Annotated in this window: 16 protein-coding genes, 2 pseudogenes and 1 riboswitch; of the genes and pseudogenes, 11 read left to right on the forward strand and 7 right to left on the reverse strand. The window is 31.0% G+C overall.

The window, feature by feature from the left end:
* Window positions 1–32: 32 nt before the first annotated feature.
* Together ACREVU_RS15255 and ACREVU_RS15260 are read right to left on the reverse strand one after the other, a co-directional pair.
* Window positions 33–1352 (reverse strand): metallopeptidase TldD-related protein, encoded by a 1320-nt coding sequence (locus ACREVU_RS15255; protein ID WP_431552465.1) that lies wholly within the window; start codon window positions 1350–1352, stop codon window positions 33–35.
* Window positions 1352–2782 carry a TldD/PmbA family protein gene (locus ACREVU_RS15260; RefSeq protein ID WP_431552466.1) on the reverse strand — a complete coding sequence of 477 codons (1431 nt, stop codon included), beginning with the start codon at window positions 2780–2782 and terminating at the stop codon, window positions 1352–1354. Before ACREVU_RS15260 ends, ACREVU_RS15255 begins: the two co-directional genes overlap by 1 nt.
* Window positions 2783–3056: 274 nt before the next feature.
* Here ACREVU_RS15260 and ACREVU_RS15265 point away from each other — a divergent pair, with 274 nt between their 5' ends.
* From ACREVU_RS15265 to ACREVU_RS15280, 4 genes are all read left to right on the forward strand, one after another.
* Window positions 3057–3899 carry a ferritin family protein gene (locus tag ACREVU_RS15265; RefSeq protein WP_431552467.1) on the forward strand — a complete coding sequence of 281 codons (843 nt, stop codon included), beginning with the start codon at window positions 3057–3059 and terminating at the stop codon, window positions 3897–3899.
* A 204-nt stretch (window positions 3900–4103) separates the two neighbouring features.
* A complete protein-coding gene (locus ACREVU_RS15270) occupies window positions 4104–4637 on the forward strand; it encodes a ferritin-like domain-containing protein (protein WP_431552468.1) in 534 nt (177 codons plus the stop codon).
* A gap of 77 nt (window positions 4638–4714) precedes the next feature.
* Window positions 4715–4779: riboswitch (Fluoride riboswitch) on the forward strand.
* Between the two features lie 136 nt (window positions 4780–4915).
* Window positions 4916–6658, forward strand: a complete 1743-nt coding sequence (locus tag ACREVU_RS15275) for an ABC transporter ATP-binding protein (protein ID WP_431552469.1) — start codon at window positions 4916–4918, stop codon at window positions 6656–6658.
* Window positions 6648–8393 (forward strand): ABC transporter ATP-binding protein, encoded by a 1746-nt coding sequence (locus tag ACREVU_RS15280; protein ID WP_431552470.1) that lies wholly within the window; start codon window positions 6648–6650, stop codon window positions 8391–8393. Before ACREVU_RS15275 ends, ACREVU_RS15280 begins: the two co-directional genes overlap by 11 nt.
* Before the next feature lie 125 nt (window positions 8394–8518).
* On the opposite strand, the gene ACREVU_RS15285 is transcribed toward ACREVU_RS15280, so the two are convergent.
* Genes ACREVU_RS15285 through ACREVU_RS15295 form a run of 3 tightly spaced genes read right to left on the reverse strand, consistent with a single transcriptional unit; the run spans window position 8519 to window position 9629 of the window.
* On the reverse strand, window positions 8519–9100 hold the full coding sequence (locus ACREVU_RS15285; RefSeq protein WP_431552471.1) for a manganese catalase family protein: 582 nt from the start codon (window positions 9098–9100) through the stop codon (window positions 8519–8521).
* Window positions 9101–9103: 3 nt separating this feature from the next.
* The gene (locus ACREVU_RS15290; protein WP_431552472.1) at window positions 9104–9382 is read right to left on the reverse strand and encodes a spore coat protein CotJB; all 279 of its coding nucleotides are present in this window, start codon (window positions 9380–9382) and stop codon (window positions 9104–9106) included.
* A complete protein-coding gene (locus tag ACREVU_RS15295) occupies window positions 9372–9629 on the reverse strand; it encodes a spore coat associated protein CotJA (protein ID WP_431552473.1) in 258 nt (85 codons plus the stop codon). Before ACREVU_RS15295 ends, ACREVU_RS15290 begins: the two co-directional genes overlap by 11 nt.
* A gap of 640 nt (window positions 9630–10269) precedes the next feature.
* Between ACREVU_RS15295 and ACREVU_RS15300 the strand changes: the two genes are divergently transcribed.
* The 4 genes and pseudogenes from ACREVU_RS15300 to ACREVU_RS15315 all read left to right on the forward strand — a co-directional run bounded on the left by ACREVU_RS15300 (window position 10270) and on the right by ACREVU_RS15315 (window position 14171).
* Window positions 10270–11157: a hypothetical protein gene (locus tag ACREVU_RS15300; protein WP_431552474.1), complete on the forward strand. Its 888-nt coding sequence runs from the start codon at window positions 10270–10272 to the stop codon at window positions 11155–11157.
* A gap of 226 nt (window positions 11158–11383) precedes the next feature.
* Entirely contained in the window at window positions 11384–12013 is a 630-nt protein-coding gene (locus ACREVU_RS15305) for a tyrosine-type recombinase/integrase (protein ID WP_431552475.1), read from the forward strand.
* A 260-nt stretch (window positions 12014–12273) separates the two neighbouring features.
* The gene (locus ACREVU_RS15310) at window positions 12274–12888 is read left to right on the forward strand and encodes a hypothetical protein (RefSeq protein WP_431552476.1); all 615 of its coding nucleotides are present in this window, start codon (window positions 12274–12276) and stop codon (window positions 12886–12888) included.
* Between the two features lie 482 nt (window positions 12889–13370).
* Window positions 13371–14171: pseudogene (locus ACREVU_RS15315) on the forward strand (CPBP family intramembrane glutamic endopeptidase).
* Window positions 14172–14431: 260 nt separating this feature from the next.
* On the opposite strand, the gene ACREVU_RS15320 reads toward ACREVU_RS15315, so the two are convergent.
* Together ACREVU_RS15320 and ACREVU_RS15325 are read right to left on the reverse strand one after the other, a co-directional pair.
* Window positions 14432–14818, reverse strand: coding sequence for a retropepsin-like aspartic protease (locus ACREVU_RS15320; protein WP_431552477.1), 387 nt, complete (start codon window positions 14816–14818; stop codon window positions 14432–14434).
* A gap of 1 nt (window position 14819) precedes the next feature.
* Window positions 14820–15071 (reverse strand): hypothetical protein, encoded by a 252-nt coding sequence (locus ACREVU_RS15325; protein ID WP_431552478.1) that lies wholly within the window; start codon window positions 15069–15071, stop codon window positions 14820–14822.
* Between the two features lie 288 nt (window positions 15072–15359).
* Between ACREVU_RS15325 and ACREVU_RS15330 the strand changes: the two genes are divergently transcribed.
* The 3 genes and pseudogenes from ACREVU_RS15330 (at window position 15360) to ACREVU_RS15340 (ending at window position 16775) form a co-directional block, all read left to right on the forward strand.
* Window positions 15360–15569, forward strand: coding sequence for a hypothetical protein (locus tag ACREVU_RS15330; protein WP_431552479.1), 210 nt, complete (start codon window positions 15360–15362; stop codon window positions 15567–15569).
* Window positions 15570–15817: 248 nt separating this feature from the next.
* A complete protein-coding gene (locus ACREVU_RS15335; protein ID WP_431552480.1) occupies window positions 15818–15988 on the forward strand; it encodes a hypothetical protein in 171 nt (56 codons plus the stop codon).
* A 240-nt stretch (window positions 15989–16228) separates the two neighbouring features.
* A pseudogene (locus tag ACREVU_RS15340) lies at window positions 16229–16775 on the forward strand (dihydrofolate reductase family protein).
* Window positions 16776–16998 lie beyond the last annotated feature (223 nt).

Genomic DNA, 16998 nt, shown 5'->3' on the forward strand with positions numbered 1-16998 from the left:
AACTACTGCGAATGTTCATAAAAAGCAAAAATTTATTCTATCCCAGCCACACTTACATTTAATAGCTTAACAATTTTAGGCCCTATGAAGTTATTATCCTTTTGAAGTTCTTTTGATAAATACATTTGCTTTTGCAATTTTTTAATATTGCCTGAAATAGAACCGCCCGTAACTGGCATGGTATTTGTGCCATTAAAAAACCAACCTAACCTAATTTCTCCAGCAAAATCTCCTGTTAAAGTATCCATTTGGAAGTCGGAAAAGGCTATAATTTCTAGGTGCGGTTCCAATTTTAAATCCTCTGTTGAACGTGTTCCTCCTTCTATAATAAAGTTTGATATATTGCCTGTAGGCTCTACATTTAAATAATGGCAATGACGCAAATCGCCATGATACATGTTTAAAACACCATTATTAAATATCTTAACAGAATTAACAGGAAAACCATTAGAATCATAAGGAGAAGAGTTAGTTGAATTTTTCATAAAAGGATCTAAAGTAAGAGTTATGGTATCGCCTTGTACGTCATCGCCTTGTATATTCTCACCAAGTTTTGCAGTAGACATTCCATTATACACAGTTTTAGCAGAAGCTTGTGATAAATAAAAACTAAGTAGTTCGATTACTGGAGTTCCATTAAGTAATATGTTGTATTTACCAAGTGCTGGAGTAGAGGATGCGATAGATTTTTCTTTACTAATAATAAGCATTTCTTTTACTTTTTCATCTATCAGTTCATAGTCCATCTCTGAGAAATCTATATGCTTGTAAAGTTCAATTTCTTCAGTATCTTCCTTCCAATTAGTTATAAATTCTAGTTCTCCCTTATACGTAGTGAAAGATACATCTATTCCGGTGGAACTTACAATACGTGTATAAACTTTATTAAGGAAAATTTCAGACGAATTTATACCGCCTTTATCAGAAACATCAGAATTGTAGAGCGCATCCGTTAATGTAGGAAGCCATGCGTTAAGAGGCTTCTCCGAGAAATTACTTGTTATTTCAGGTTGAAATTTACGGGATGGTTGTAGCAAAGGATACTTTTTATTTTTTATAAAACTTGCTGCAAAGGAAACTTCCTCAATAACCTGAAGGATTTCTTCATCACTCATAGTAGGATGAATTATAGCGGAGGAAGATCCTGTATAGGCTATGCTATCTTCCTTGAAGTTTTTATAAATTGTTATATTAAAATTGTGAACATCTTTAGCTCTATACATATCCAAGTCTTTTTTTACAAAGAAGAGTTCACTAGCAATTATTTTAGTTTCTATTATTTTAAAACCATCTATTTTAAGACTATCCGATTTTGTAGATTCATGGATTAACTTTTTTATTTTTTCTATCATTATCCTAACCTCACTTTTGCTTTGATATATGGACCACCATCTGAAACTTTAACAAATTCCTTGTAACCTTTTCCACATGCACCAGAACCAGAAAGTTCCACGGCTTCCGATAGCATTGATATAGACTTTAAAACATCAGGTACATATCCGGTCATAATTACAGGGGAGACTATTTCACCAGTTAATTTTCCATCTTTAATTTCACTACCCTTAAGTATCATACATTGAATTCCCCAATTTTTAGGATCTTCCATGCCACTCATAGTGCCATCTAATAGGTAACCGTGTTTGATAGAAGTTATCATATCTTCTAAAGTGTCATTTCCAGCATTAAAGAAAGTATTAGTCATTCTTGCATAAGCTTTTCTTTCAAAAGATTCTCTTTTACCATTACCAGTAGGTTTAGTACCCAGCTTCAGAGCAGATAAAATATCAGAAAGTCCTTTTTTAAGTATCCCTTTTTCTATAACAATAGTATCTGTTCCAAGGACTCCTTCATCATCAAACAAATAGGATGACATATTGCTTACCGCTGCAGCACCATCATGCATAGTAACTAATTCTGATGCCACACTTTTTCCTATATATTCTAAAGCTTTTGCTCTTTTTTTAACAAACATGTCCATTTCTACTCCATGACCAAAAGCTTCATGTGCGATTAACCCTGAAATTTCAGGAGAACATATTACTTCATATTCACCTGGAACTACATTTTTCGCATCTAAAAGTTTTATACTAGTATCTATCACTTTTTCTATATCATCTTTCATTTCATCAAGTAATTCTACTGCCTTAAGTCCTGAGAAAGTCGCATGGGCATATTTAGTATTATCGTCTCTGCGGACTATGCTTACCAAATATCCTTCGCTCCATATATAAGATTGTTCTAGTTCTTTCTTATTAGAAATAAATATTTTCGATACATGGACTTCGTGATAGGTTACTCTAAAATCTACAAGTAAATCTGAATAACTTAATGCAGAATCTTTAATAATACACATTTTCTCTATTTTTTCTTTTGATGTTAAATTAGCGGGAAGCATAGTAACTTCACCTAAAAACTGCTTCTTAATTAAAGTTTCTTCTATTAAATCATAATCATTTACGGTTATTGAAGCATTTTTTAGATTTTCAAGTGTTTTGGTCATTTCTTGCTTTATTTTATCTACTATAGTATTCAGACTATTCTTATTTATTTCGTTAAAAGAAAACTCAGAATAGTTAATACCATTATGAACCCTTATAACAAAGCCTCGTTCACACCAAAATGAATCGCTTAAATCTATGCCAGTTTTTTGTACGTTATATAGTTTTCCTTTAGTATCTGTTCCTAAAATTGACACATATTTATAGTTTTCAGAAAGAAGAATCACTAATTTTTTTAAAATAGGTTTTTGATTTATTAAAAAACTCGACATTGTAACTTTCATCAATTTATCCCCCTAATATTCTTTCTATTATATAAGAAAATTATTGATTTCCTTATACATATTCACAAATAAATTTTCAAAATAAATGGTACATTACCGTTGAATGATTCCAATTGATATACAATAGTAATTATATATTAAATTTATAAGTAAATCCATTAATTTGAAGTATTGAATATTTATTCACTCATAAAGATAACAATATTAAAGTAACCTTTAAAAACATAATGAATAAAATAATTAAGAGGATAAATTACTTAATGGAGGAATATAAATGCAATTAAATGGTAGTAAAACGGAAAAAAATCTTCTAAGTACTTTTGCTGGAGAGTCACGGGCTAGAAATAAATATACATTTTATGCGGAAAAAGCGAAGCAAGAGGGATATGAATTTGTAGCATCTATTTTTGATGTAACTGCTAATAACGAAAGGGCTCATGCAAGAGAAGTTTTTAATAGGTTTCTTAAAATGAATAAAAATACAACAGATAACTTGAAAGATGCTGTACAAGGAGAAGCTTTTGAAAGTAGTAATTTATATAAGCAATTTGAAAAAGAGGCTAGGTCAGAAGGCTTTATAGAAATTGCAGACTTCTATAAAGAATTGCAAGAAGTAGAAGAAAGTCATGAAATGAGATTTATGAAAATATATGAAAATCTTAAGGCGGGCATGATGTTTAAAAAAAATATTGATGTGAAATGGCAATGTATGAATTGTGGGTATATTCATATAGGAAAAGAAGCCCCTAATTTTTGTCCATTATGTAAGTTTTCAAAGTCTTACTTTAAAATCTATTGTGAAGACTACAACAACATGGAAGGAAATTCAATGTATGAAACATACAAAAATATGAATAATCGTGTTTCTGAAGATAATGTTGAAAGACAGCAAACATTCACATTAGAGGAATTATCAAAATATAATGGTATTGGCGGTAATGCTGCTTATGTAGCTATAAATGAAGTAGTTTATGACGTAAGTTCTGTTAAAGCTTGGGCTGGTGGTGTACATTTTGGTGTGTCTGCGGGAAAAGACGTAACGGTGGATTTTAATACTTGCCATGGTAATTCAAAAATACTTGATAAATTACCTAAGGTAGGGGTAGTGGTAGGATAACAGATAGCTTCCTCTTTATTATATAAGAGGAAGCTAATTTATTTAAATTACCTGTGAGATATTTTAATTTCAGTTCCTGAATCTAATGCAAGTTATTGTAATAATATTGTCTTTGTAACAATTAGAATACGTTTTTCATATTATATATAATATCGATTTAACAGTTAGGTAAATAATAAAATTATCATTCACTAGGAGGTTTATATGTACAGAGATCCATATATGATGTATGATATGAATTTATTGGAAAAATCCCTGGAAGGTATTAAAGCAGCAGTTCAAGGTGAAAGAGAAGATGAATTATTCTATGACTACCTAATAAGCATTGCTCCTACAGGAGATGAAAAAAAAATTATTGCATCTATACGAGATGATGAACGTGGACATAATAAAATGTTTAGACAAATATATATGAACATCACTGGTGTAGATGTACCACCTGGCAATGACGAGGAATTTGTGAAGCCTATTTCTTACCTTGATGGCATTAAAAAGGCTTTGTTTGGAGAGCTAGGTGCTGTAGAAAGATATCGAGAAATCAGAAGAGGACTTCCATCTAGAATATCTAGAGATTTACTTTTCAATATTATAACTGATGAAATAAAGCATAGTGCTAAATACAATTATTTATATACATTAAACAACAGTAACATGCAAAGAGACTTATATCGAATTATGGCATCGGCTATAGATACAAGCAAATTTAGTCCTGATAATTGGGTGAAATATATAAAATAGCGGCTAAACCTTGAATGTGATTTGAATTTAAATTATAATTATAAACAATAAAGTACATTTATTATGATATAAAAATATATTTTGTAGGTGATGAAGTTCACCTTTAAACATCTCTTTGGAGAATAATGACTTCTGCCATGATAAAACATAGTAGAAGTATTTTTTAGTCACTAAATTGAATTATAATACTAATCTAGTATATAAGATAAATGGGTGAGTTATATAATAAGCAACGTATAGAGTTTTTTTATAAATGAGGAGAGGAGATGTTAATTATTATGGCAAAGCTTAAAATTGAACCTATGAAACAACCAAATAAAATAATTAACTATTGGAAAAAAGAGAAGTTTGTTGTATTATGCATTGTTATATTTGGATTAACCTGTAACAGTGCAATAATTGCAGGACCAATTTATCAGGGTAAATTAATTGATTCAATTATTTACGGTTATAAACTATACGATATAGTAATGCTGGCGACTACTTTTGTTGCTCTTATTGCAGTGGTTCAATTGATGCGATATTTTAAACGTTTTTACATAAGACGATTTGCCAATAGTACAAGCGCTACCATGAGGCTTATGATATACAATAACATAATGCATAAAAGTCCTGAAGAACTAGATAATGAAAATATGGGTAATTTAATGACTAGAGCTATTTCTGATGTGGATTTATGCGTAGAGGGCATGCGAAAATTCACCACAGAGGTTTTTGATACTGGGGTGCTAATGGCTACTTATTTTATATCAATGCTATTTTATGATGTTAAAATAACTATTCTCTCCTGTATTTTTATTCCGGTTGCCATGGCGCTTGCTGAAAAATTGAAAAGTATTATTTACAAATACACCATTGAGTATCGCATAAAAAGCAGCTATGTTACAGATATTACCTATGATGCCATTGAAAATGCCATGGTCTATAGAGCAAGTGGTATGGAAGACCAAAATATAGCAAGTTATAATGGTGAATTAGAAGATTTACAAAATAAAGCAATTAAAGCTAGCATTCTAGAAAATTCAATGCAACCAATTTATAATGTTATTGCAATGCTTGGAATAATTATAGTAATTTATTTAGGGGGTACAAAAGTTATTAATGGGGGGTGGACTGTAGGTAACCTTTCTACATATCTCATTATATTTACCGCTATAGCAACTAAGGCAAGCAAAGCAGCAAAGCTATTTAATTCTGTGCAAAAATCACAAATATCATGGAAACGTATTAAACCTTATCTTACAGAATACCAAAGCAAAGTTAATACTTCCCTGGACATTAAGGGTAGTACAAAGCTTTGGGTAGACAATCTTAGCTTTTCTTATGCTAAAGGCAAAGAGAATATACTTGAAAATATAAGTTTTAATGGAAAGCAAGGGGAAATAATAGGGGTAACTGGTTCTATTGCATCTGGAAAATCTACACTTGGATTATGCCTGCTTGGATTTTATCCTTATATAGGCAGTATTAAGATAGATGGAAAGGAACTTAGGGACTACTCTGAATATGAGAGAAGCAAGATGATTTCTTACCTAGGCCATAAGCCTCAATTGCTATCAGATAGTATTTATAAAAATATTACTCTTGGAAATGATGAGGACATTACTTCTGTTTTAAAGGATGTTTGCTTCTATAATGATTTGGCAGCAATGCCTCTAGGAGAAAAAACACTTGTTGGTAATAATGGGATAAGATTAAGTGGGGGTCAACAGGCAAGGATATCCTTGGCAAGGACACTTTTAAATAAAAATAAAATTATGGTTTTAGACGATCCGTTTTCTGCTGTTGATATGAAAACAGAAGAAGAAATCATTAAAAATCTTAAAAATAATTATAAAGGTAGCTTGATAATCCTAATTTCACATCGCTTAACCATTTTTAAGGAAGTAGACCACATTGTTTTTCTGGGCAATGATAAAACAGTAGATTATGGTACACATGATGAACTTCTCAAAAGTTCTGAAGTTTACAGAGCAATAGTAAAGCTACAATCTACTGGGGGGGATAGTTATGAGCAGTAGTCTAGTAAAAAACTCTATTACCTGTGTGCTTAAGAAAAATATAAGAATTGATGCACTACTAGTTTTTGCTGTCTGTGGTGTTGTTATCGCAAGCTTAATTCCTCCACAAATTTTAAAATATATTATTGATGGTAACCTTGTACCTAGAAGTAGTGATAAATTATTTTCTATGGCAATAATTTACATGGGGGTACTATTATTTATTGGTATCTTTGATTTTATAAAGGAAGCTGTGATTACAGTTTTAGGTCAAAGAATTACCAAGGAAATTCGACTAGAAATGATGGAAAAATTAAAAAAGATTGGTTCTATGTTCTTCTCCTCAAATGATACAGGCACAGTTGTTTCAAGATTTATAAATGATGTCGATGCAATAAGTTCTATGTTTACTGGTGGTATTATAGGTATGATGATTGACTGCTTAAAAGTTATAGGAATTGTTGTTTCTATCTGGATGTTTAGTGCAAAGCTCGGAATTATAACTTTTCTCCTACTACCTATTATTTATGCCATTACTCGAGCTTTTCAAAAAAAAATGCTGAAAGCGCAAATAGAAAATAGAATTTATGTTGGCAAGGTAAACAATCACATATCGGAAAGCTTAAAAAATATACAGATGATTAAATCCTATAGTAAAGAAAAATATATGGAGAAAAACTATAGTTCATATTTGATGGATACCTATAAAACTATTGAAAAAGTAAACTTTTATGATTCTGTGTTTTCACCAATTATACAGCTTACTAGGGCTGTGGTCATAGGTATTATTGTAATACTATCTGCAAAACAGTTAAACTATTTGGGTATAACACTTGGCATGGTTGCCGCCTCTATTGAATTAATTTCCAATTTGTTTGCGCCCATTGAAAATTTAGGTATGGAGCTTCAAAACATTCAGCAGGCAGTATCTGGTATCCATAGGGTAAATGACTTTTATAATTTGCCAGAGGATACGTGCACACTTAGTGAACTCAAAGGATCGGATATTATTCCATTGCGAAGTGACGTTAGGCTGTGCTTTAATGATGTAACTTTTCAGTATGATAAAGGGACTGATATTTTGAAAAATATTAACTATAATTTAAAACCACAAGAAAAGGTTACGTTTGTAGGACGAACAGGTGTTGGCAAATCAACATTATTCAAGCTTACTATGGGATTTTTAAAACCTTCTAATGGTAATATAACAGTAAATGGAATTGATGTTTATGATATACCAAACCTCGAAAAACGTAAAATATTTGGTTATGTTAATCAAAGCTTTCAAATGATAAATGGCACAGTGGCAGAACAAATTAGTCTGAAGGATGAGAGCATTACAAAAGGGCAAATAGAAAATGCCCTGAACTTTGTGGGATTAACTGATTATGTATTAGCTTTAAAAAATGGAATCTATACACAAGTAATTAATGATTCTCTTTTTTCACAAGGTCAGAAGCAACTTCTTGCTATTGCAAGAGCAATTGTGACAGATCCTCCAATTCTACTGTTTGATGAAATAACAGCAAATCTTGATTCTATAACAGAAGAAAAGTTTATAGCTGTACTTCAAAAGGCAAGTAGGTCGCATACAATATTATCTATCACTCATCGGTTGTCCTTTATGAGTGATTCTGACACTGTTGCTATTTTAGAGGATGGTATGATCAAAAATGTAGGATCTCCTGAAATGCTTTTACAAAAGGATGATTGGTATCGTAATAATATTGCATTGGAAAAGCTGACTTGGAAATAAAATATGGTATTATTAATTTGTTTAATCTTAAAGAATAATAGTGAAATTAAAAAATATTATAAAAGTAAACACTTGATTGTATCTGTGTTTACTTTTATAATATTTATTTGTGTAAATTATATTAATTATTTCATAGTAAATAGATGGGGTTCTTGTAAGTAATCTTGAACAATTCTAAGGCATTCACCAAATCTTTGATAGTGAACAACTTCTCTTTCACGAAGAAATTTCAAGGGTTCTATTACATCAGGGTCGTCAGCCATATTAATTAGATATTCATAAGTTGCCCTTGCCTTTTGTTCTGCAGCTAAGTTTTCAGTAAGATCTACAATTGGATCTCCCTTTGATTGAAGATAAGAAGCATTAAAGGAAACACCAGAAGCACTTATAGGATATACTCCTCTACCATGGTCAACGTAATAGCCGGCCATACCACCTTTTTCAATTTCTTCAAGAGTGGCATTTTTCATTAATTGTCTAACCATAGCACCAACCATTTCTAAATGAGCCAATTCCTCCGTACCAATATCATTACATGTTGATATTGCTTGAGGTGTAATCATAGAAAAACGCTGACTTAGATATCTTAATGAAGCTCCTAATTCACCATCCGGACCTCCGTATTGAGTAATAATAATTTTTGCCATTTCAGGATTTGGAGTTACAATTTTAACTGGATATTGTAAGAACTTATCATATGTCCACATAAATTACATGCCCCCCTTTTCAAGTTTGAAATTAGCATCATTTTCCCAAGGCCAAGGATCATTTATCCATTGCCATGGGTAAGGACTCGGAGAGCTGTGCTCAGACAACATTCCGTAATTCATCTCATAGATTGCCTTTAATCCTTTAGATTCCATTACGTAAAAGTTATAATTTGCTAGAGCTGCTTGATCCATTGGATGAGTATTAAGAAATAAAGCAAGGTCCTCTTTTACAAATTCTGTAGCAGTAATTTCTTTCAAAAGATCCATTCTATTCTTCATAAGTTCTCTCCTTTTTACTTGCTTTTAATGGACGTTGTGTTTTGTCTTCTCCTACATATGGACTATAAAGCTCTGGAAAAACAGTTCCTCTTTTAAGGGCTTCAATAGGCGAGAAAAGTGTGCAAAGGTTCTGGTAGGGTACGTATGCAGCGGCTAGTCTTACGTTTTTTATTACACTCTCTTGCGGGATACAGTTATTCATCGTTGAAATTTTAGTTACATTTTTTCTAGTTTCATTCTGTTCCAAGTTGATCCTCCATATAATATTGTTAAGTACATAATATTATATTCAAAAGATTCAAATAGTGATTAAAATTTTTTTATTGGAAATACAAATCATGCAATTTCTTAACAAATATTCATTAAATGTTTAGCTTTCAAAAAAACACTATAATAAGTCTCTCCCTCTTTTTGAATATAAAGCTCTATAATTTTTTGACGCACTTTCATATTCTTCTAATATGTTATTAAGTACTAATTCATATAAATTACTATTATAAACACAAACAAGACCATTCAATATAATAAAAGTTATATTGAATGGTTTTGTTTTTACTTTAAATCATGCTTTTTTACTTATTTTATATGCATTTTTTAAAATTATATGGTATACTTGTATTGTAAACATTAAGTATACAAGCATAAACGCACTGAATTCAAGTGTATACGTATGTTTACAATAATAATTGTTTCATTTTATTTTAAACATTTTTTAATTATTTATATAAAAATATGATTAAGACTAAATATACTAGCAATTATAGTGTTTTGAAATATTTTAAACAGACCGTAGTTAGTTCATAAGTTAAAATGCAATTTATTTATGATAGAGGCTGAATTTAACCTATAAACCCACCCAAATACTAGTATCAGAGAGGAAGTTAACAATGGATGCAATATTAAGTGTAAGAATAAGTGATGAATTAAAGCAAAAATTTAATGAACTCGCTCAGAGTGAAGGAATAAACAATAAGGAACTCATGGAACAAGTAGTTAAATACTATGAATTGAATAGAGCCAGAGAAGAAGACAGTAATATGTCCGAGGATATAAAAGAGTTGCAGACAATAACCAGTAGAATGGCTGATATTTATATAAACATAGTAGAAAGAAATAATATTAAAGCCTTAGAGGTAAAAAACATTCATAGAAATGAGCTAATAGATAGTAATAAGGAAACTGAAAAACTAAAAGAGGAAGTTATATTAATTAAAGAAGAAAATAAGAAAATAATAACACTAGAAAAAGAGCAATCAGATACAAAACGTATAATTAAAGAACTACAAGAAAATATTAAGAACTTGAAGAGTTTTAATAATATGCAAGAAGAAAAAATAATAAAGCTAACAGATAGCAATGAAAAATACATTAAATATAAAGATGAGATTATAAAACTTAAAACAGAACAAGATAAATCTACAAATGAGAATATGCAGTTGAAAAATGATTTATTAAATAAAAAAGATGAAGCAGATAAATTAGTAAAACAAATCCAGGAATCAAATCAAATAAACAAAAACAAAATTGAGGAACTTGAAATCAAATCCAAGCAAGATATTGAAATGCAAAGGGAACGAACAACTTTCCAAATGGACAAAGAAGTTTTAAAATTAAAGGAGCAGCAACAATTTAAACTACAGGAATTACAAGAAAGTTTTAATGAAAGAATTACTAATTTATTAAAAGAAAAAGAGGAGGCAGCGGAGAAATTCAAAAATATGATTCTTGAAATGGAGAAAAAAGATACTGAAGCTATTGTGATTGATAAAAAATAAAATTCAGTTTTAGCTTTTAATTAGTATATAGTTTAAAACAGATGCAACCTAATTTAACGAAAGTTAAGTTAGGTTGCTTTCCATATATATTCGTATTAAATTAATAATGTAATAAATAACATTAATTAATACGTTTAAAGTAAAATTTATGGTATAATATGGTTAGTTTATGGTAATGAATATCATAAGAACGTTTGTTCTTATGATAAGGAAAGAGGTTATTACCATGAGCGTAAATATATCAAAACGCGAAAATGAACTAGTTATAAGTGCTATAAAATTTTTGTGCAATGAGGTATTAAGACAAAATATAATTATAGAATTATTGTCTAGACCAAAGAAAGAATATAAATTACCAAATGTTTTAAGCTTTCAAGACGTAACAAAAATATTAGTTGCACTAAAGAATGAAAAGCAGAAAACAATCTTATTTCTAATATATTCAGCAGGATTACGAGTTGGAGAAGGTATAAAACTAAAGTCTCAGGATATAGACATCCAAAGGATGATTATTCATGTTGTACAAGGAAAAGGTAAAAAAGACCGATACACAATTCTATCAGAAATTGCACTTGAACAGCTTAGAAAGTATTATAAACTATATAAACCTGAAATATGGCTGTTCCCAGGGCAAAATAATAAGGAATACATTACTGAAAGAAAAGTTCGGAGAATATTTCAACATGCTTGTATTGCTGCTAGAATAACCAAGAAAGCAACGGCACACACACTTCGACACTCGTTTGAAACTCACTTACTTGAATGTGGAATAGATTTAAGATATATCCAAGAGTTACTAGGACATTCAAGCTCTAAGACCACTGAAATTTACACACATGTTACACAAAAAACATAAGTAATATACAAAGTCCACTTGATAAACTAACAAAGAAGTGATGAAATAAGTGTGGTAATACATTCAGCTAGAGGTATAATACCCGACACAGACGTCGGGTATCCGTCTATATTTTAGGGATATCCAGACATTTATGTCGGGGTTACTAACGTTATACGGAATTTAGAACAAACATGTAATTGCTCATAAGTTAGTGGGTTTGACATAATTGAGACGTAGTCGTCGAAAATGACGAATTAAAGTAGTTAAGGAGAATTAGTATGTATAAAGAAGGAAATGAATCTTGGAGAATAGTAGAATCAAGTGATTTGTCGGTAAATTTTGCTCTTTTTACTGGTTGTCTATATGGATTGATAGATGATGTTGATGGGATGAGTAATAATAAACTTTGGCCTCCTAAATGTGAGATTAATAATTTAACTGAATCGTTATCTTTACTAAAAGAACAATGGAATGAATGGTTTAATTCTATGATTAATGATAAGGGAAAAAAAGTTATTTTAAAACAGGAGTTTGATTTAATAAATAATATGTTCAATCCACCTAATTTCCCTGAATTTCCTTATTGCGAATTAAGAAAATACTGTAAAAATTCATGGCAACTTTTTATACAATGGTGGGAAATGGTTGGTGGAGGCAAAAATGCACTTTCATATCTTGAAGGACTTGGTAATGAAAGAATCTATAAATATATTAATGAGTTTGAAAATATAGTGCAAAGGAAAGTCAAACCATTTAACTTATATATAGATTTAGTATATACAGGCACATCTCAGATTATAGAAGTGAACAGCGAATATATCATTATGGTTCCAGTTAGACCTTTATATTTTGATAAAGATTGGTGGATGAATAAGTTAGAACAGATAGGCTAAATAGTAATAAATGAATAAAATTGATACATAATATTCATATTGTATGTAATAACTCTAAAGATAACTGGAGTGGGGATTGCTCAAAAGGTGGTGATTAAACTCCGTATAACAAAATGTTGCCGTCCGCCTTGGCTGGTGGACTATTTTTATATAACATTATGTAAATTTATTACTTGTATTTATATGTAGTTATAAGTTAACTCATCGCCAAGGCACATTTCTTCTCCAAGCGCGTGGCGCTAAGGTTCAGAAACGTCGGCAACACGGAACGTTAGATGAAATCCCGTATAAATGAGTGCTGATTCAAAGTTATCGTTTGAAAAATATTTAGCTCGAATTTGTAAGTTAATACGAACGTAGAAAATTAATATTTTTGCGGAGCGCAACTTTGAATTGGCAAAAAGCAAACATTAGGTGATAAAAGTCAAAGCGTCCATCCGTCAAAATTTAATATAAACTTCAAAACATGAGGTTAAGAAATCATTACAGACAAAAAAATCATAGTACAATTTACGATGATGACATTTTGCATAGCCTATCTTGTGTCAGGTACTTTGATTGCTCTTGGGCAATTCGGATATTCGGTTCACAATTGGGTTCACTCGTTACAGCAATTCGGGATGAATATTCCTTTTGCAATCTATATTTTGTCGCCCGCTATTGCTTCATATATCGTTCTGAAGAAAAATAACAAAATAGCAGGTTTTAAGGAATGGTTGAAAACTGTTTTTTACGCCAAAAATAACATATGCATTTATTTGTTCGTTGTTGCAGGGCTTGCACTGTATTTTTGATACATATTGCAGTTTCAGGCCGCACGGAAATGGTGCTTCCATTTTATACGTTTTTACTTTTCCTGCCTGGTAATCTTATTATCGGTGGCTTGGAGGAAGCTGGCTGGATGTACATATTGCAGCCTGGGCTTGACAAAAAAATATGGCTTTGCTTTATCTTCTGTCTTTGTTGGAATCATTTGGATTTTATGGCATATCCCTCTCTTCTTCATTCCGGGTACGAATCACGGAGAGGGACTCATTAACTTTTGGATGTTTGCAGTTCAGCTCATGGCGTTTCGGTTTTTCAACGGGGCAATCTACAAAATATCAGGCAAAGGCCGTGTGTTTATGTGCGTATTATTCCACACCATGTTCAATGCGGCATCTCCAATCTTTGGCACCATGACTATGACTTGGGCGGGAACTATTGCCGCAAATGCTGTGATTGTTCTTGTTTCAATTGTAACCGTTGTGATATACGACAAAAAGAGCAGGCGAATAGTATAAGCATAGTATGAAGTAAATTAATTCGTAATCTTTATAAAATCTGTATTAAATATACCTTAAATTTAAGACTTTATTCAATAAGAGGGTTTTTGTTAGTGGAAATTTGGAGTGTAGCGCCTACGGACTTCATCTAACAAAATATTCCCGTTCGCTACGCACATTAGCCAGCCTAAGATAGGAGCTATCTAAGGCTGACTAATGTCGGGAGTAAGAAACGTTAGCTGACAGCTTCAATTAGATTTAAATTCAAAAATGATTTATTATTTCTTAAGGTAAATAAAAGGAATATCAACATCTATTACAGCATGAAGTGATTTTAATAAATCCAGACCTATTAATCCATTTATTTCACCAGAAGGGTCAATATTTCCAAAATCCATTTTAATATCCTGAAAAATAACACTACCGATTTCAATTTCATCAATTGTTTTATAAAAATACCTCATTTTTGCTCCGCCTGCTCCACGGGTAACAGCGTTTTTATCAGTTGAACTGACTTTTATACCAATTTCATGTACTGCTTTTGATGATAAAATAGATTCTACCGCTCCTGTATCAATGACAACATTATTTATTATTTTAGTGTTACCGTTATAGTGAATTTTAACTGAAGTACATATTAATCCATCATAAAAATATATGTCCATATTACATTCTCCTGTTTCTATAAGAGAAAAATATGTTTCTTATTTCGCTATATATTTCTTCTTTACTGGTGTGATAAACTAGCTCCTTATCCGTGCAGTTGACAAGCTCATCGGTAGCTTCATCATCAGAAGTGAAATTTTTTATTACTTCCATTTCATCTATATATTCTTTGTTTTCAGCTTCATGGGAGTTTAGTATTAATAGTTTCACCCATTGGTTCGGATATATATCCCTTATTTTGTTCCATTTCATTTTACATTGCTCCTTTGAGTATATTAACTATAGTTTATCATAAAATTGTTTAATCAAATACTAAAATAAATTTAATTGGACAGGAAAACTAAAAAAAATTTAAGGAATATGAAATCTAGTCGTCAGCTAACAAAAATCTCCCGTTCGTTTTGGCATGAAAAGACTTCCAAAACACATTCTTTCGCCAAGTGCGGTCGCGATAGGCCCAAGAACGTTGGGAGTTAGAAACGTTAAGTGAAATTGGTAGCAGAACCATGCGTCATCTGGGGCAAGAAAAGGAGTATAAGCATGAATGAATGGGAATTAGAAGATGTTGAGACAGTGAATAAATCAAATCCGAGTAATTTCTTTATACCTGATGAAAAAGAAAGAAAATCTCAGAAAAAAGGAGATTTGGTAAGGTTACATTTTATACTAACTAAACCAAAAGAAAATGAACCGAGAGCAGAAAGAATGTGGGTTAAGATAACAAATAGAGGGTTGTTTGGTAATAAATAACTTGATCTAGCTCCACGGGGCGAACAACTTCACTTAACAAAGTACTCCCGTTCGCTTCGCACATTTTTCAGCCTAAGATAAGAGCTATCTAAGGCTGAAAAACGTCGGGAGTAAGAAACGTTATACGGAATTTAGAACAAGCATATAATTGCTCATAAATTATTTGTAATGATTTTTTTAAACACATTTGTAAGAAAGTGCAGAAAAAAGAATGTTTATAAAATATGTATCTACGAGGAGAACATAGAATGCAATTTGAAATAATAGGAAATTTGGAACAACCAAAAGCATTATTAATACATGCAATGTTTTTTGACGAAAGATGCTTTGTAAAACTTTCAGAATTTTTGAAAAAAGATTACTGTGTCATTATTCTAACTTTGGATGGTCATGGTAATGATGAAACAATCTTTCATTAGAGAATGTAGCAGTGTTAACAGAAAATCAAGGTATGGACAAAAAGTATGTTAAATCTGAGCTTATGTCTTATGCTTATTCGTATGATTATAGAAAGGCTATTAGGGCATCCAGGCAACAGCCTTAAGCAAATAGATATTAGCAATTATCTATATAACGATTAAGAAGATGATAACAGTAAAAAATATACCCTTTTGGCAGATAGGCAAAAACATCCAAAATAGAACATAAGGAGGGTTTATATGAGTAAGATAATTTTAAACTTAGCTATTAGTTTGGATGGTTATATTTCAGATAATAATGGAGGATTTGATTGGATTGTTGGTCATGGTGATAACAACAATGACTCAAAGGAGACTTTCGATTTTTTTTGAGTTTATGGAAAGTATCGATACAGTTGTAATGGGATCAAAAGCCTATGAAGATTGTGTATTATCTGGACTTGAAACGTATGCGGATAAGAAAATTATTGTTGCAACTTCAAGAGATTTAAAGGGTAGAGAAAATGTAGAATTTGTTAATGGTGATATATGTGGCAGAATACTAGATTTGAAAAAAAAGCATCATGGTAATATTTGGCTGTTTGGAGGTGCTGGCTTAACCGATGCATTTATTAAAGCTGATATAGTAGATGAATATATTATTGGCATTATTCCAACAATTCTAGGTAATGGAAGATTATTATTTAAAGGTGATTATTCAAAAATTGATTTGCACCTTGATAAAGTCACAGTTAATGATGGAATTACAATATTGATATATAGCAAAAGACAGTTACGAATCAGTTAAAAAGAGATTTAATAGAGATTATTAATATTGGAGAGGAGATGGTATGAAAACAATACCAAATTGTATATCTTTTAGTAGAATAGTTTTTTCTATTATTTTGATAACTGAACCATGCACACTCGTGATTTCAATCGTGAGTTAGTGGTTCTTTTATGCTAGTAAAAACATTTTTATAATTTGCAAATAGAATATATGTTCTCATACGAGGGCATAATAATAGTAT

It is taken from the genome of Clostridium sp. (genome assembly GCF_050717535.1).
In the GTDB taxonomy this organism is placed as follows: domain Bacteria; phylum Bacillota; class Clostridia; order Clostridiales; family Clostridiaceae; genus Clostridium_AD.

Coding starts and splice junctions, on each gene's coding strand:
- ACREVU_RS15255 (WP_431552465.1), bottom strand. CDS start 1,352: ATGATAGAAAAAATAAAAAAGTTAATCCATGAATCTACAAAATCGGAT.
- ACREVU_RS15260 (WP_431552466.1), bottom strand. CDS start 2,782: ATGAAAGTTACAATGTCGAGTTTTTTAATAAATCAAAAACCTATTTTA.
- ACREVU_RS15265 (WP_431552467.1), top strand. CDS start 3,057: ATGCAATTAAATGGTAGTAAAACGGAAAAAAATCTTCTAAGTACTTTT.
- ACREVU_RS15270 (WP_431552468.1), top strand. CDS start 4,104: ATGTACAGAGATCCATATATGATGTATGATATGAATTTATTGGAAAAA.
- ACREVU_RS15275 (WP_431552469.1), top strand. CDS start 4,916: ATGGCAAAGCTTAAAATTGAACCTATGAAACAACCAAATAAAATAATT.
- ACREVU_RS15280 (WP_431552470.1), top strand. CDS start 6,648: ATGAGCAGTAGTCTAGTAAAAAACTCTATTACCTGTGTGCTTAAGAAA.
- ACREVU_RS15285 (WP_431552471.1), bottom strand. CDS start 9,100: ATGTGGACATATGATAAGTTCTTACAATATCCAGTTAAAATTGTAACT.
- ACREVU_RS15290 (WP_431552472.1), bottom strand. CDS start 9,382: ATGAAGAATAGAATGGATCTTTTGAAAGAAATTACTGCTACAGAATTT.
- ACREVU_RS15300 (WP_431552474.1), top strand. CDS start 10,270: ATGGATGCAATATTAAGTGTAAGAATAAGTGATGAATTAAAGCAAAAA.
- ACREVU_RS15305 (WP_431552475.1), top strand. CDS start 11,384: ATGAGCGTAAATATATCAAAACGCGAAAATGAACTAGTTATAAGTGCT.
- ACREVU_RS15310 (WP_431552476.1), top strand. CDS start 12,274: ATGTATAAAGAAGGAAATGAATCTTGGAGAATAGTAGAATCAAGTGAT.
- ACREVU_RS15320 (WP_431552477.1), bottom strand. CDS start 14,818: ATGGACATATATTTTTATGATGGATTAATATGTACTTCAGTTAAAATT.
- ACREVU_RS15325 (WP_431552478.1), bottom strand. CDS start 15,071: ATGAAATGGAACAAAATAAGGGATATATATCCGAACCAATGGGTGAAA.
- ACREVU_RS15330 (WP_431552479.1), top strand. CDS start 15,360: ATGAATGAATGGGAATTAGAAGATGTTGAGACAGTGAATAAATCAAAT.
- ACREVU_RS15335 (WP_431552480.1), top strand. CDS start 15,818: ATGCAATTTGAAATAATAGGAAATTTGGAACAACCAAAAGCATTATTA.